This is a genomic window from Citrobacter sp. Ca225 (assembly GCF_030337175.1).
Taxonomy (GTDB): Bacteria; Pseudomonadota; Gammaproteobacteria; order Enterobacterales; family Enterobacteriaceae; genus Citrobacter_A; species Citrobacter_A amalonaticus.
The window spans coordinates 193,834-207,532 of record NZ_JAOWCD010000103.1 but is presented as its reverse complement, the minus strand read 5'-3'; the positions used below and the strand labels follow the sequence as shown (position 1 = coordinate 207,532).

The window sequence follows — 13,699 nt, the reverse complement described above, 5'->3', positions numbered from 1 at the left end:
ATTTTGCTCGGGAGAAGCATGTCAGGATCCAATCCACCTATTAGCCGCCGTCGTTTACTGCAAGGGGCGGGCGCCATGTGGCTATTGAGCGTCAGTCAGGTCGGTCTGGCTGCGGTCAGTCAGGTCATTGCGGTTCGTATTTGGCCAGCATCCAGTTACACCCGTGTGACGGTGGAATCGAATCAACAGCTGAAGTACAAGCAGTTTGCGCTGAGCAATCCTGAACGCGTGGTGGTGGATATTGAAGGTGTGAACCTGAATTCCGTGCTGAAAGGCATGGCGGCGCAAATTCGCCCCGACGATCCTTACATTAAGTCGGCACGCGTGGGACAGTTCGATCCGCAGACCGTGCGCATGGTGTTCGAACTGAAGCAAAATGTGAAACCACAGCTGTTCGCGCTGGCACCGGTGGCGGGTTTTAAAGAGCGTCTGGTTATGGATCTCTATCCGGCCAATGCGCAGGATATGCAGGATCCGCTGCTGGCGCTGCTGGAAGATTACAACAAAGGCGATCTTGATAAGCAGGTACCGCCCGCGCAGAGTGGGCCTCAGCCGGGCAAAGCGGGGCGCGATCGCCCGATCGTGATCATGCTCGATCCGGGGCATGGCGGTGAGGATTCTGGTGCTGTCGGTAAATACAAGACGCGTGAGAAAGATGTCGTGTTGCAGATTGCCCGTCGGCTGCGCGCGTTAATCGAGAAAGAAGGCAATATGAAGGTTTATATGACGCGAAATGAAGATATTTTCATTCCGCTCAAGGTGCGAGTGGCGAAAGCCCAGAAGCAGCGGGCCGACCTGTTTGTCTCGATTCATGCGGATGCGTTCACCAGTCGCCAGCCCAGCGGTTCGTCCGTGTTTGCGCTATCGACCAAAGGGGCGACCAGTACGGCGGCGAAATATCTGGCGCAAACGCAGAACGCCTCGGATTTGATCGGCGGCGTGAGCAAAAGCGGCGACCGCTACGTCGACCACACCATGTTCGATATGGTGCAATCGCTGACCATCGCCGACAGCCTGAAGTTTGGTAAAGCGGTGCTCAACAAACTCGGCAGGATTAACAATCTGCATAAAAATCAGGTGGAACAGGCCGGGTTTGCGGTGCTGAAAGCGCCGGATATCCCGTCGATTCTCGTTGAAACGGCGTTTATCAGTAACATCGAAGAAGAGCGAAAGCTGAAAACAGCCACCTTCCAGCAGGAAGTGGCAGAGTCGATTCTGGCTGGGATCAAAGCGTACTTCGCCGATGGGGCGACGCTGGCGAGAAGGGGATAATAAAAAAGCGCTGAAAAGCGCTTTTTTTACGAACCGCAGATACAAAAAAACACCCGTTAAGGTGTTTAGTATTGGTTGCGGGGGCCGGATTTGAACCGACGACCTTCGGGTTATGAGCCCGACGAGCTACCAGGCTGCTCCACCCCGCGTCCGTCTTCCTGCTTCGCATTTTTAAACTGCTTTGCAGAATTAGATACTGCATCAAAATTTGATTGGTTGCGGGGGCCGGATTTGAACCGACGACCTTCGGGTTATGAGCCCGACGAGCTACCAGGCTGCTCCACCCCGCGTCCGCCATTCTGCTGCGCATTTTAAGCTGTTTAGCAGAAGCATGTACTGCATCAAATTTTAATTGGTTGCGGGGGCCGGATTTGAACCGACGACCTTCGGGTTATGAGCCCGACGAGCTACCAGGCTGCTCCACCCCGCGTCCGTGGATGCGCACTATACTCTGCTAACATTTTCATGCAACCCTTTTTTCACCTGGATCACGGTTTCGGGATGAAAATGAACAAAAACAAGGCATTTCAGTTTAAATAATGTGCAAAATTTGCGTCTGGGCAGCGGTGCTCGTTTCATTAGCGGGCCGGGTTTGTTATCTTCATGACGCATGATTTACAGCTAAAAGAAGAGAACAATGAAAGGACGTTGGGTAAGTTACCTTCTCATGGGCGCGGTGGTTGCAATGCTGGCTGCCTGTTCCTCTAAACCAACCGATCGCGGACAGCAGTATAAAGACGGGAAGTTTACCCAGCCTTTCTCACTGGTGAACCAGCCGGATGCCATCGGCGCACCGATCAACGCCGGCGATTTTGCCGAGCAGGTCAATCAGATCCGCAGTGCTTCTCCGCGTCTGTACGGCAATCAAAGCACCGTTTATAACGCGGTGCAGGACTGGCTGCGCTCTGGCGGCGATACGCGCACCATGCGCCAGTTTGGTCTCGACGCCTGGCAGATGGAAGGTGCCGATAACTACGGCAACGTGCAGTTTACCGGTTACTACACGCCGGTGATTCAGGCGCGCCATACGCGTCAGGGCGAATTCCAGTACCCAATCTATCGCATGCCGCCGAAACGGGGACGCTTGCCGTCTCGCGCGGAGATTTACGCGGGCGCACTGAGCGAGAACTACATTCTGGCGTACAGCAACTCTCTGATGGATAACTTCATCATGGACGTGCAGGGTAGCGGCTATATCGATTTTGGCGACGGCTCCCCGTTGAACTTCTTCAGCTATGCCGGGAAAAACGGGCATGCCTATCGCAGCATCGGCAAAGTACTGATCGATCGTGGTGAAGTGAAGAAAGAAGATATGTCGATGCAGGCGATTCGCCACTGGGGCGAAACCCACAGCGAAGCAGAAGTGCGTGAGCTGCTGGAGCAGAATCCGTCATTCGTCTTCTTTAAACCGCAATCTTTTGCCCCGGTGAAAGGTGCCAGTGCTGTACCGCTGATTGGTCGCGCGTCGGTGGCGTCTGACCGCAGTATTATTCCGGCAGGCACCACGCTGCTCGCCGAAGTCCCGCTGCTGGACAACAACGGGAAATTTAACGGGCAGTATGAACTGCGTCTGATGGTTGCGCTGGATGTCGGCGGGGCAATTAAAGGCCAGCACTTTGACATTTACCAGGGCATCGGGCCAGACGCCGGACACCGCGCAGGCTGGTACAATCACTATGGTCGCGTGTGGGTGCTGAAGAGCGCACCGGGCGCAGGTAACGTGTTCAGCGGCTAGTTGTCGGATGGCGCTTCGCTTATCCGTCTACATCATCGGGTAGGCCTGATAAGGCGCAGCCGCCATCAGGCAGTCATACCGTTCGATATTAATGAATTTGAGGTGTTATGTCTGTGGTTATCAGTGATGCCTGGCGTCAGCGTTTTGGCGGCACCGCGCGTCTGTATGGTGAAAAAGCCCTGCAATTGTTTGCCGATGCGCATATCTGCGTGGTTGGGATTGGCGGCGTCGGTTCCTGGGCGGCAGAAGCTCTGGCGCGAACCGGGATTGGCGCGATTACGCTCATCGATATGGATGACGTGTGCGTGACCAACACCAACCGCCAGATCCATGCTCTGCGCGACACTGTTGGGCTGGCGAAAGCCGAGGTGATGGCTGAGCGTATCCGCCAGATTAACCCCGAGTGCCGGGTGACGGTAGTCGATGATTTTGTAACGCCGGATAGCGTCGCAGAATACATGAGCGCAGGCTTTAGCTATGTGATTGACGCGATTGACAGCGTGCGGCCAAAAGCGGCGCTGATTGCGTACTGTCGGCGCAATAAGATCCCGCTGGTGACCACCGGCGGCGCGGGTGGGCAGATCGATCCGACGCAGATTCAGGTTGTTGACCTGGCGAAAACGATTCAGGATCCGCTGGCGGCGAAACTGCGCGAACGACTGAAAAGCGATTTTGGCGTCGTGAAAAACAGCAAAGGCAAACTCGGCGTCGACTGCGTGTTTTCAACGGAAGCGCTGGTGTATCCGCAGTCTGATGGCAGTGTGTGCGCCATGAAGGCGACGGCGGAAGGACCCAAACGAATGGACTGTGCGTCGGGGTTCGGTGCGGCAACGATGGTTACCGCCACGTTCGGTTTTGTAGCAGTATCCCATGCGTTGAAAAAGATGATGGCAAAAGCGGCGCGTCAGGGCTGAGATTCTTTTGCGCGAGGCAATGCGTCGCTGGCCGGATAAGACGAGCCTGCGTCGTCATCCGGCAGCGTGAGCCGCTTCGACGATCGCTTCATTGAGTGCCTCCAGCCCCTGACTGCGCGACGCGCTGAGCTGAGTGCGTAATCCCAGTTCATCAAACAAGGCCAGCGGCGAATGGGCCAGCAGTTCCGCTGCGGTTTTCCCTTCTGCGGCGGTCAGTAATACCGCCAGCAGTCCGCGCACGATGCGACCTTCACTGTCGCCGAAAAAGTGTAAAGTGCCCTTTTCAGAGCGCGTATATCCCAGACAGACGCGATTTTCGCAGCCCGCGATCTCTTTAGCCTGCGCTTTGAGATCGTCGGGCAGTGCCGGCAGCTGTTTACCGAGCAAAATCAGCTGTCGATATTTGTCTTCCCACTGGGTCAGCGGGATAAAGGTATGACGCAACGTCTCTTCGGTTACGGTTGTGCCAAACGGGTGTCCGGCAAACATTGGGCTAGTCATTAATCCACCAGTATTTCCAGGGCGCGATCAACGGCGTTGATCAACGCATCCACATCACTTTGGGTATTATACGGTGCGAATGAGGCACGTAGCGTACCCGAGACGCCAAGTTCAGCCAGCAGCGGCTGCGCGCAGTGCTGACCGGCACGTAGCGCAATACCATATTCCGCCAGCAGGGTGACCATATCGCTATGATGAACACCAGCAAAATCAAAGGCCAGCAGACTGGAGTCCTGACAGCGAAATGAGCGAAATCCCGGACGCTGGGCCAGCGCCTCTTCCGCCAGTGTAGCCAGCCCCCGACTCCAGCTTTCCGCCTGGGCGATATCAACATCGGCTAGCCATTCCAGCGCGGCGCTCATGCCAATCACGCCAGCGACGTTAGGGGTACCTGCTTCAAGCTTCCACGGTGCGGCCTGGGTAGTGAAGCCCTCGAAACTGACGTCGTTGATCATCTTACCGCCACCGAGCCATGGCGACATGGCCTCCAGCAGCGCCGGTTTGCCGTAAAGCACGCCGATACCGGTTGGACCGTACAGCTTATGGCCTGAGAAGGCGTAGAAATCGATGTCGAGCGCCTGGACATCCACCGGGAAATGGACGGCTCCCTGCGCGCCATCCACCATCACTACCATGCCCGCGGCATGGGCGAGGGTAATGGCACGGGCTAAGTCCGGGCAGCCGCCGGTCACGTTCGACATCTGCCCCAGCGCGAGAATTCGGCTGCGCGGGGTGATGGTTGTCTGCAGACGTTCAACGTCAGGCAGGTGCTGGGCATTGAGCGGCAGCTTGACCACTTTCGCCCCAGTTTGCTCTGCGAGCATCAGCCACGGCACGAGATTCGCGTGATGCTCCGCGACGCTGACGATGATTTCATCGCCCGGTTGCAGGCGAGGGCGGGCATAACTCTGCGCCACCATATTGATGGCCTCCGTCGTGCCCCGGGTCCAGACGATGGTTTTGTCATCTGGCGCATTCAGCAAACGCGCCACTTTTTCCCGTGCGGCCTCATAGCGCGCGGTCAGGCGCTGGGCTTCGGCGAACTGGCTGCGATGGACGTTGCCAGCGCTCAGGCTATAGAACTGCCGGGTCGCCTCGATGACGGCCTGCGGTTTAAGGGCCGTCGCGGCGCTATCCAGATAGACGCCCGCGTCAGCGAGTGCCGGAAATTGCGCGCGAAACTGCGCGGGATTGAAAGCGTTCATGGTATTCCTCGGTTCAGTAATCCGATCGTGGCGCAAATTGGTCGTTGATTCAAGAAGTGTACGGTCACCAGGAATCTTCTGGATGTTGTGGCGAAATCAGACCAGTAGCTTATGCTGAATTATGTTAGGCAAATCTTTTTGCCTGTTACGGAGTACGTTTTTAATAGCATAAACAGCTTTAAGGAGAAGAAGATGAAAAAGACTGCCGCAATTATTTCCGCATGTATGCTGACTTTTGCCCTGAGCGCCTGTTCCGGTCCGAACTACGTGATGCACACCAATGACGGGCGTAGCATCGTTGCGGACGGTAAGCCGAAAACCGATGATGAAACCGGGATGATTTCGTACAAGGACGCTAATGGCAACAAACAGCAGATCAATCGTACCGATGTGAAAGAGATGGTCGAGTTGGATCAGTAGTCGGTAGAGAGTAGGTAAAAAAAAGCACCGCAAATTGGCGGTGCTACATTAATCACTATGGACAGACAGGGTAAATGTACAGGAAGTGAAAAAGGGTAGCGTTGCTACCGTGGTCTGAATCGCAGACCAATTGCAAACACAACAACACAACATCACAACCGTAAGCCAAAAGCCCACCAGAACACGCATTCCGATAAAACTTTTCGTTCCGGCTCAGGAAGTGCCGCCACTATAGGTATTTGCTGGTAGTTCCTCAACGGACAAATTATAATGGCTCAGATTAAAAAAACTAATAGGTTACACAGTGTAGCTTAATTGTTAAATTCTTTTAACATCAAAGTTTAAAAGCCATGTCAAAACGACTTCCACCTCTGAACGCATTACGTGTTTTTGATGCCGCCGCACGGCATCTGAGCTTCACCCGCGCAGCAGAAGAGCTTTTTGTGACGCAGGCCGCAGTAAGCCACCAAATCAAGTCACTTGAGGATTTTTTGGGGCTTAAGCTGTTTCGCCGACGCAACCGTTCTCTTCTTCTTACTGAAGAAGGACAGAGCTACTTTCTCGACATAAAAGAGATTTTTTCGCAATTAACCGAAGCGACGCGTAAACTTCAGGCGCGAAGTGCAAAGGGGGCGTTGACGGTCAGTTTATTGCCCAGTTTTGCGATTCAGTGGCTGGTGCCCCGACTCTCTAGCTTTAACTCAGCTTATCCGGGAATTGACGTCAGAATCCAGGCCGTGGACCGTCAGGAAGACAAACTGGCGGACGATGTTGACGTGGCGATTTTTTATGGTCGCGGTAACTGGCCTGGACTGCGCGTAGAGAAATTGTACGCCGAATATCTGTTGCCGGTGTGTTCGCCGTTGCTGTTGACGGGCGATAAGCCCCTGAAATCGCCAGAGGATTTGGCTTCGCATACTTTGCTACATGATGCCTCACGTCGTGACTGGCAAACTTACACGCGACAGCTAGGGTTAAATCACATCAACGTCCAGCAGGGCCCTATCTTTAGCCACAGCGCGATGGTGCTGCAGGCCGCTATCCACGGACAGGGCGTAGCGCTGGCGAATAACGTGATGGCGCAGTCAGAAATTGAAGCGGGGCGACTGGTCTGCCCGTTTAATGATGTACTGGTCAGTAAAAACGCATTTTATCTGGTTTGTCATGACAGTCAGGCAGAACTGGGTAAAATAGCCGCCTTCCGTCAGTGGATACTGGCGAAAGCGGCCACGGAACAAGAGAAATTCCGCTTTCGTTACGAACAATAACTTACGTAGGGTATTACCATGACCAGCCGTTTTATGCTGATTTTTGCCGCTATCAGCGGCTTTATTTATGTCGCTCTGGGGGCTTTCGGTGCGCATGTCCTGAGCAAAACCCTCGGTGTGGTTGAAATGAGCTGGATCCAGACCGGCCTGCAATATCAGGCGTTTCATACGCTGGCGATATTCGGGCTGTCGGTTGCGATGCAACGCCGGATCAGCATCTGGTTTTACTGGAGTAGCGTTTTCCTCGCGCTAGGAACGGTGCTGTTTAGCGGCAGCCTGTATTGCCTGGCACTGTCTCATCTGCGCCTGTGGGCGTTTGTTACCCCTGTCGGCGGCGTCAGCTTCCTGGCAGGTTGGGTGTTGATGTTAATCGGCGCTATCCGTTTGAAGCGTAAGGGCGTAGTTCATGAATAAGGTTGTGTTGTTGTGTCGCCCGGGCTTTGAAAAAGAGTGTGCCGCAGAAATCACCGATAAAGCAGGGCGTCGGGAGTATTTCGGTTTTGCCCGCGTCAAAGAAAATGCAGGCTATGTCATCTATGAGTGCTATCAGGCCGAAGACGCCGAAAAAATTATCAGCGAGCTGCCATTCAGTTCGCTGATTTTTGCCCGCCAGTGGTTTGTGGTCGGCGAGTTGCTCCAGCACTTGCCGCCGGAAGATCGCATTACGCCGATTGTCGGCATGTTGCAGGGCGTGGTGGAAAAGGGTGGCGATCTGCGCGTGGAAGTGGCGGATACGAACGAAAGTAAAGAGCTGATGAAGTTCTGTCGCAAATTCACAGTGCCGCTGCGAGCCGCCCTGCGCGAGGCTGGCGTGCTGACGAATTATGAGACGCCGAAGCGCCCGGTGGTGCACGTCTTTTTTATCGCGCCAGGCTGCTGCTATACCGGTTACTCGTATGCCAGTAATAACTCGCCGTACTATATGGGCATTCCGCGCCTGAAGTTCCCGGCCGATGCGCCCAGCCGCTCGACGCTGAAGCTGGAAGAAGCGTTGCACGTGTTTATTCCGCAAGATGAGTGGGATGAGCGTCTGGCAAACGGGATGTACGCGGTGGATTTAGGTGCCTGCCCCGGCGGCTGGACCTATCAACTGGTCAAACGCAATATGTGGGTGTATTCGGTCGATAACGGCCCGATGGCGCAAAGTCTGATGGATACCGGACAGGTTACCTGGCTGCGCGAAGACGGCTTTAAGTATCGCCCCAACCGCAACAACATCTCGTGGATGGTGTGCGATATGGTTGAGAAGCCGGCGAAAGTGGCGGCGTTGATGGCGCAGTGGTTGGTCAACGGCTGGTGCCGGGAAACTATCTTTAACCTCAAGTTGCCAATGAAAAAACGCTACGAAGAGGTCTCGCAGAATCTGGCCTATCTCCAGGCGCAGCTTGATGAGCATGGTGTGAATGCGCAAATTCAGGCGCGGCAGTTGTACCACGACCGTGAAGAAGTGACGGTGCACGTGCGTCGCCTGTGGGCCGCCGTAGGCGGACGTCGCGACGAGCGCTAGCTCGCGCCGTTGCAGATCTGATGCACTGTTGTTCATCAGGTCTGCAACCCATTCCCGTTAGTGGTTATGACTGCGGCGTGTCCGACACAATATGCGTTACGTCGTCCAGATGACCGAGTCGGGCTTCTCCGGAACGATTGAATTTGCTTTTGTCGATCAGCAATAACGACTGTGACGCGCGTTTCAGCAGGACTGATTTGAAATCCGCGTTGAAGGTGCTGGAATCCCACAGTGCGCCGTGGCGGTCGATCCCTTCGCAGGAAAAAATGAACAGATCGATATCAAGAAATTTGAGTTGTGAAATGAGTGCGGGGTTGACGTAGCAGCCGTGTTTGCGCTCCAGCCGGCCACCAGAACTGATGAGCTGAAGTTGTTGGCGTTTGCCGAGCTCCTGACAAATCGGCTGGCTGTTGGTGAAAACCTGTATATTGATATCCGGTAGTTGCCGCGCCAGATACCAACAGGTGGAGCTGGCATCCAGCGCAATCACCATCCCTTCTTCAATCCAGCTCAGCGCCTTTCGGGCAATATCGGCTTTGTGCGCGTAATGGCTCTTCAGCCGTATATGGAAGGGATCGCCACTGTCCGGGTTTTCCCGCGCGATCCCTTTAACGCGCCCGTGGTTGCGCAGAACCTTCCCTTGTTCCTGTAGTTCACGGAGATCGCGGCGGATCGTCTCTTTACTGACGTTGAGCTGAACGGCCAGTGCTTCGGTGGTCAGGCTTTTATGCTGACTGAGCAGATCCACAATCGTCTGCTGGCGTGCCGCTTTCATCTCTTCTCACCTCTCAATCAAATGCCCTGACCGCGATTGAGATTACGGGGTTACCCCTTTTTTTAAAAGAATATTCCCGTACTTTGCGCACTCTCCGGTGATAACAATGGCAAAGGCCTTTTGTGCACGGGCGTAGAAGGCGAAACGATCGATTCGCGCGATCTCCGGGCATGGCGCCTGTAGGGAAAGCGCTTCGCGATAGCGTGTTTCAACGTGCGGGTCGAGGGTATCGCCCTCGACGGCAGCCATCATCACCAGCGGTGGTGCATAGCTGTCGAGTTCAAACAGCGGGATCACGGCTCGCAGTAAGTCGCTGACGCTGAGACCATCCGCACGGATCACCTGCGGTCCCATGCTGTGCGCCGGGAAGTGCGCGTCTGAGAAAATAATCTCATCGCCGTGTCCCATTTGCGCCAGTACTTTAAGTAACTCCGGCGAAATGAGGGGAGAAATCGTTTTAAGCATGCGAGATTCCTTTACAGTGTTTCGGGATAGAAATAACGGTACTGGTAGCGCACTTGTTCTCTGGCCTGTTGTGGGCTGGAAAACGCACCGATACCGTACCAGCCGTACATCGCCGCGCCGGCAACGGTGGTTTCTGCGTCATCCAGCACTTTGATGGGGATCTCCAGGGTGTTGGCCTTAATCTGATTCCATAGCGTATTGCGACTCCCACCGCCGACCAGCAGCAGTTCTGTGGCGTTGAACTGGCCAATTTTTTCCAGCGTATGCAGGTTATGTCGCAACTGGTCCGTTAATCCTTCCAGCGCCGCGCGATAGAAATGACCGCGGGTGGTATTCAGGGTGACGCCACGCCAGCCTGCATCCACAGAGGAGAGCAGCTCGCACTGCATCCGCACGCCATCGGCCCCGGCGGGAACCGCTTTCGCTTCCGCAATCAAGGTTTGCCACGGGGTTTCGGGTGTCCACAGCAGCTTGCGCACCCATTCAAGGATGCCGGAGGCAAGCCATTGCATCCCCGGATTGTAAAGCCCCGGCTGACTGTCCAGTTCACAGGTTGAACCGGCATGACTGCTCAGTAACGCTTTATTGACCCTGGCGCTACGCACCATCAGGATTTCCCACGTGCCGGAAGAGAGAACTGGCTCATCTTGCCCCGCACCAGCGCCAAACAGCGCGAACTGGGTATCGTGTCCGGCAGAGATCACGGGAATTCCCGGAGGGAGACCGAGTATAGTTGCCATTGCGGGCCGCAACGAACCTACCTGTTCACCGGCTTCCACGAGTCGCGGGAAGAGCCGTCTCGGCAACCCTGCGGCCTGCAAGATATCGGCGCTGAAATCCCGCTGCTGAATATCCAGCATTTGGCTGGTGCCCGCCATGGTGATGTCAGTAGTGAATTCGCCGGTCAGGCGATGAGTAATGAGTGAGGAGATAAACAGCCAGGCGTGGGCTTGATCCAGCCGTTGCGGCTGATTTTCTTTAAGCCAAATCAGCTTATATAAGGTGTTGAAGCTGAATGCGCCGACGCCGGAAAGCGTCTGCAACTGACGCGGCGGCATAAAGCGGCTGATATTTTCCATTATCGCGGCAGTGCGCGGGCATTTCCAACTGATGATTGGGTAGAGCAATTCGCCGTTTTCATCGACCAGCGCGCCGTCAACGCCAAAGGTGGTGACGGTGATAGCGCGGATCTGAAAGGCCGAAAGTTCTGTCGACAGTGTCCGGCAGCACTGTGCGAAACGTTGCAGGATGGCGTCCAGCGACCACTGATGCCAGGCGGTGTTTTCCGTGGCTACCTCGCTGGCATTAGCAACCGCCGCACGAGCAACGATGTGTCCCTGACGATCTACGGCAATGGCCCGCACGTTGGTCGCGCCACAGTCGAGAACCAGGATGATTTCATTTTTCATAATGACTCCCGTTGCCGGATGGCGCTGTGCTTATCCGACCCACGAGTCATTCCCCGTAGACCAGATAAGATGTGCCAGCGTCGCCATCAGGCAGTTGCGCGATCCTTAACGTTTATACAGTGGCCCGTAGTTCTGACAGGCGCGGTAGTCCTGGCCTTCTGTATCCATCCCGTGTGCGGCCCAGGCGGAAGGGCGGTAAATTTTCGCCTCTTCCACATTGTGCATGCAGACTGGAATGCGCAGCATCGCGGCGAGGGTGATGAAGTCTGCGCCGACGTGGCCGACGGTCAGCACGCCGTGGTTTGCCCCCCAGTTCGCCATCACGGAATAGACGTCGGAGAACGGTCCTTTGCCGGTAAGACGTGGCGCAAACCAGGTGGTAGGCCAACTGGAGTCGGTGCGTTTGTCGAGGGTGTCATGGACCTCTTTTGGTAGCTCGACGCTCCAGCCTTCCGCAATTTGCAGCACTGGTCCCAGGCCGTTGATGATGTTCACGCGGGTCATAGTGAACGGCACGCCGCCTTCGGTCAGGAAGCGTGATGAATAACCGCCGCCGCGAAAATATTCATGGATTGCCGGACACCACTCGGTTGCCGCGAGGCAGGCGTCAGCCTCCTGCTGCGTGATCTCCCAGTGTGGTTTCATCGTCGGTTGTCCTTCGCTGTCACGCTGTTTACAGGTGCCATCCAGCGCGGCGGAACCGGAGTTAATCAGATGGATAATGCCGTGTTCTGCCCGTCCGGTCAGCGGCTGACCGGTCACGCGTTCAACCGCTTCTGGCGACCAGTAGGTACGCACATCGGCAAAGACCTGCGCGGTGCCGGTCAACTGATGTCCCAGCAGCATGGCTACGCCGTTCAGGCTGTCGTTTTCGGTAGCGACAACAAACGGTTCGCGCACACCGTTCCAGTCAAAGGAACTGTTCAGTAGCGCTTCGGCGGTATCACCGTTGGGATATTGATCGGTCCAGTGACGCTGTCCCTGGAAGCCTGCGGCAATCGCGTTATAACCGAGTGACTCCTCCACGCGTCCCATCTCCGCGAGCTTAGGATTTCCTTGCATCATGTCGCGAATGCACATCGCCATCAGCAGGCTTTCCCGTAGGATGGCCCGGCTCTGTTCGGCGTTGCGTTGATATTGCTTCGCGTTTTTATCTTCACCGTAGCGGAAGTGTTTATCCGCCCACGCCAACGCCATTTCCAGCTCGGCTTCGTCATAGATTTTTTGATCGATGCGGCGGCGCAGTTCGGTCATATCGACGGACTGGACCTTCATCCCCAGCCAGGACTCAAAGAAATGATGATCGACGATGGAACCAGCGATCCCCATCGACACCCCGCCCAGCGAAAGGTAGCTTTTTCCCTTCATGCTGGCGACGGCGAGCCCTGCCCGGGCGAATCGCAGCAGTTTTTCCTCAACGTCGACTGGGATCGATGTATCTCCGGCATCCTGTACATCCTGGCCGTAGATGGAGAACGCTGGGATCCCTTTTTGGCTATGCGCTGCCAGCGCGGCAGCCAGGTAGACCGCGCCCGGACGTTCGGTACCGTTAAAGCCCCAGATGGCTTTCGGGCGCAGGGGATCCATATCGATGGTTTCGCTACCGTAGCACCAGCACGGTGTTACGGTGATTGTCAGGCCGACGTTTTGACTGCTGAACTTTTCCTCACAGGCGGCGGATTCTGCCATTCCGGCAATACAGGTGTCGGCAATAACGCAGTCAACCGGGGTGCCACAGGCGTAGCGCAGTTTTTCTGTCAGCAGGGCGGCAGTGGCCTTTGCCATATTCATCGTCTGTGCTTCCAGAGATTCACGAACGCCCATTCGGCGTCCATCAATAACCGGACGAATACCAATTTTCGGCAGGCTGATCTTCTTCATTCGGGGTTCCTCATTTCACGTATAGGCGTGCTGCTCAGGTGGATGACAGGGCACCACCGCAGCAGTCGGCTGAAACAGGTAAATTTGCTAACTCGAGTTAGCTTAGGTATTGGCGTGTTTTTTACACAACTTTTTTCTGATGGGATTGTGAGGGGCTTCACGAGAAGTGGTTAAAATTCGATCTGCATCAAATAATTAAATGACAGTCAAATTTAGTAAAATATTTAAAATCAGATGCTTATAAATAAATGTCTGTGCGGTATCACAGTTTTAACCCAAATGATTTGGCTATTTTTGGTGGCTAAAATAGCTTTAAAGGGCAATTCGCTAACTCGAGTTAGCAATAT

13 protein-coding genes and 3 tRNA genes are annotated in these 13,699 nt (G+C 55.1%); 7 read left to right on the top strand and 9 right to left on the bottom strand.

Annotated elements, in window-relative coordinates:
* Positions 1 to 18: 18 nt before the first annotated feature.
* Positions 19 to 1,272, top strand: a complete 1,254-nt coding sequence (amiC, locus tag OGW13_RS24845) for an N-acetylmuramoyl-L-alanine amidase AmiC (RefSeq protein ID WP_042999483.1) — start codon at positions 19 to 21, stop codon at positions 1,270 to 1,272.
* 72 nt (positions 1,273 to 1,344) lie between these two features.
* Here the strand turns inward: amiC and OGW13_RS24840 are convergent.
* The 3 genes from OGW13_RS24840 to OGW13_RS24830 all read right to left on the bottom strand — a co-directional run bounded on the left by OGW13_RS24840 (position 1,345) and on the right by OGW13_RS24830 (position 1,702).
* Positions 1,345 to 1,421 (bottom strand) — tRNA-Met (locus tag OGW13_RS24840).
* 64 nt (positions 1,422 to 1,485) lie between these two features.
* A tRNA-Met gene (locus tag OGW13_RS24835) sits at positions 1,486 to 1,562 on the bottom strand.
* Positions 1,563 to 1,625: 63 nt separating this feature from the next.
* Positions 1,626 to 1,702: transfer RNA gene (locus tag OGW13_RS24830), tRNA-Met, on the bottom strand.
* 207 nt (positions 1,703 to 1,909) lie between these two features.
* Here OGW13_RS24830 and mltA point away from each other — a divergent pair.
* Together mltA and tcdA are read left to right on the top strand one after the other, a co-directional pair.
* A complete protein-coding gene (gene mltA, locus OGW13_RS24825; protein WP_099433201.1) occupies positions 1,910 to 3,007 on the top strand; it encodes a murein transglycosylase A in 1,098 nt (365 codons plus the stop codon).
* Between the two features lie 107 nt (positions 3,008 to 3,114).
* The gene (gene tcdA / locus OGW13_RS24820; RefSeq protein ID WP_125339095.1) at positions 3,115 to 3,921 is read left to right on the top strand and encodes a tRNA cyclic N6-threonylcarbamoyladenosine(37) synthase TcdA; all 807 of its coding nucleotides are present in this window, start codon (positions 3,115 to 3,117) and stop codon (positions 3,919 to 3,921) included.
* Between the two features lie 54 nt (positions 3,922 to 3,975).
* Here the strand turns inward: tcdA and csdE are convergent, their stop codons facing one another.
* Positions 3,976 to 4,422, bottom strand: a complete 447-nt coding sequence (gene csdE, locus OGW13_RS24815; RefSeq protein WP_287116608.1) for a cysteine desulfurase sulfur acceptor subunit CsdE — start codon at positions 4,420 to 4,422, stop codon at positions 3,976 to 3,978.
* Complete coding sequence (csdA, locus tag OGW13_RS24810; RefSeq protein ID WP_104446056.1) at positions 4,422 to 5,627, bottom strand: cysteine desulfurase CsdA; 1,206 nt, start codon at positions 5,625 to 5,627, stop codon at positions 4,422 to 4,424. Before csdA ends, csdE begins: the two co-directional genes overlap by 1 nt.
* Before the next feature lie 192 nt (positions 5,628 to 5,819).
* Between csdA and OGW13_RS24805 the strand changes: the two genes are divergently transcribed.
* The 4 genes from OGW13_RS24805 (at position 5,820) to rlmM (ending at position 8,822) form a co-directional block, all read left to right on the top strand.
* On the top strand, positions 5,820 to 6,047 hold the full coding sequence (locus OGW13_RS24805) for a YgdI/YgdR family lipoprotein (protein WP_042322452.1): 228 nt from the start codon (positions 5,820 to 5,822) through the stop codon (positions 6,045 to 6,047).
* Between the two features lie 350 nt (positions 6,048 to 6,397).
* Entirely contained in the window at positions 6,398 to 7,315 is a 918-nt protein-coding gene (gene gcvA / locus OGW13_RS24800) for a glycine cleavage system transcriptional regulator GcvA (protein ID WP_042999488.1), read from the top strand.
* 18 nt (positions 7,316 to 7,333) lie between these two features.
* Positions 7,334 to 7,729, top strand: a complete 396-nt coding sequence (locus OGW13_RS24795; protein WP_042999489.1) for a DUF423 domain-containing protein — start codon at positions 7,334 to 7,336, stop codon at positions 7,727 to 7,729.
* Entirely contained in the window at positions 7,722 to 8,822 is a 1,101-nt protein-coding gene (gene rlmM, locus OGW13_RS24790; protein WP_042999490.1) for a 23S rRNA (cytidine(2498)-2'-O)-methyltransferase RlmM, read from the top strand. Before OGW13_RS24795 ends, rlmM begins: the two co-directional genes overlap by 8 nt.
* A 64-nt stretch (positions 8,823 to 8,886) precedes the next feature.
* Here rlmM and fucR read toward each other — a convergent pair whose 3' ends face one another.
* From fucR to fucI, 4 genes are all read right to left on the bottom strand, one after another.
* The gene (fucR, locus tag OGW13_RS24785; protein ID WP_287116607.1) at positions 8,887 to 9,597 is read right to left on the bottom strand and encodes an L-fucose operon activator; all 711 of its coding nucleotides are present in this window, start codon (positions 9,595 to 9,597) and stop codon (positions 8,887 to 8,889) included.
* Positions 9,598 to 9,639: 42 nt separating this feature from the next.
* On the bottom strand, positions 9,640 to 10,062 hold the full coding sequence (gene fucU, locus OGW13_RS24780) for an L-fucose mutarotase (protein WP_042999492.1): 423 nt from the start codon (positions 10,060 to 10,062) through the stop codon (positions 9,640 to 9,642).
* A gap of 11 nt (positions 10,063 to 10,073) precedes the next feature.
* Positions 10,074 to 11,471 (bottom strand): L-fuculokinase, encoded by a 1,398-nt coding sequence (gene fucK, locus OGW13_RS24775; RefSeq protein ID WP_287116606.1) that lies wholly within the window; start codon positions 11,469 to 11,471, stop codon positions 10,074 to 10,076.
* A gap of 105 nt (positions 11,472 to 11,576) precedes the next feature.
* Positions 11,577 to 13,352 (bottom strand): L-fucose isomerase, encoded by a 1,776-nt coding sequence (fucI, locus tag OGW13_RS24770; protein WP_287116605.1) that lies wholly within the window; start codon positions 13,350 to 13,352, stop codon positions 11,577 to 11,579.
* Positions 13,353 to 13,699 lie beyond the last annotated feature (347 nt).

Excerpts from the sequence above, each read along its gene's own strand:
- amiC (WP_042999483.1), top strand. The coding sequence starts at position 19 with ATGTCAGGATCCAATCCACCTATTAGCCGCCGTCGTTTACTGCAAGGG.
- mltA (WP_099433201.1), top strand. The coding sequence starts at position 1,910 with ATGAAAGGACGTTGGGTAAGTTACCTTCTCATGGGCGCGGTGGTTGCA.
- tcdA (WP_125339095.1), top strand. The coding sequence starts at position 3,115 with ATGTCTGTGGTTATCAGTGATGCCTGGCGTCAGCGTTTTGGCGGCACC.
- csdE (WP_287116608.1), bottom strand. The coding sequence starts at position 4,422 with ATGACTAGCCCAATGTTTGCCGGACACCCGTTTGGCACAACCGTAACC.
- csdA (WP_104446056.1), bottom strand. The coding sequence starts at position 5,627 with ATGAACGCTTTCAATCCCGCGCAGTTTCGCGCGCAATTTCCGGCACTC.
- OGW13_RS24805 (WP_042322452.1), top strand. The coding sequence starts at position 5,820 with ATGAAAAAGACTGCCGCAATTATTTCCGCATGTATGCTGACTTTTGCC.
- gcvA (WP_042999488.1), top strand. The coding sequence starts at position 6,398 with ATGTCAAAACGACTTCCACCTCTGAACGCATTACGTGTTTTTGATGCC.
- OGW13_RS24795 (WP_042999489.1), top strand. The coding sequence starts at position 7,334 with ATGACCAGCCGTTTTATGCTGATTTTTGCCGCTATCAGCGGCTTTATT.
- rlmM (WP_042999490.1), top strand. The coding sequence starts at position 7,722 with ATGAATAAGGTTGTGTTGTTGTGTCGCCCGGGCTTTGAAAAAGAGTGT.
- fucR (WP_287116607.1), bottom strand. The coding sequence starts at position 9,597 with ATGAAAGCGGCACGCCAGCAGACGATTGTGGATCTGCTCAGTCAGCAT.
- fucU (WP_042999492.1), bottom strand. The coding sequence starts at position 10,062 with ATGCTTAAAACGATTTCTCCCCTCATTTCGCCGGAGTTACTTAAAGTA.
- fucK (WP_287116606.1), bottom strand. The coding sequence starts at position 11,471 with ATGAAAAATGAAATCATCCTGGTTCTCGACTGTGGCGCGACCAACGTG.
- fucI (WP_287116605.1), bottom strand. The coding sequence starts at position 13,352 with ATGAAGAAGATCAGCCTGCCGAAAATTGGTATTCGTCCGGTTATTGAT.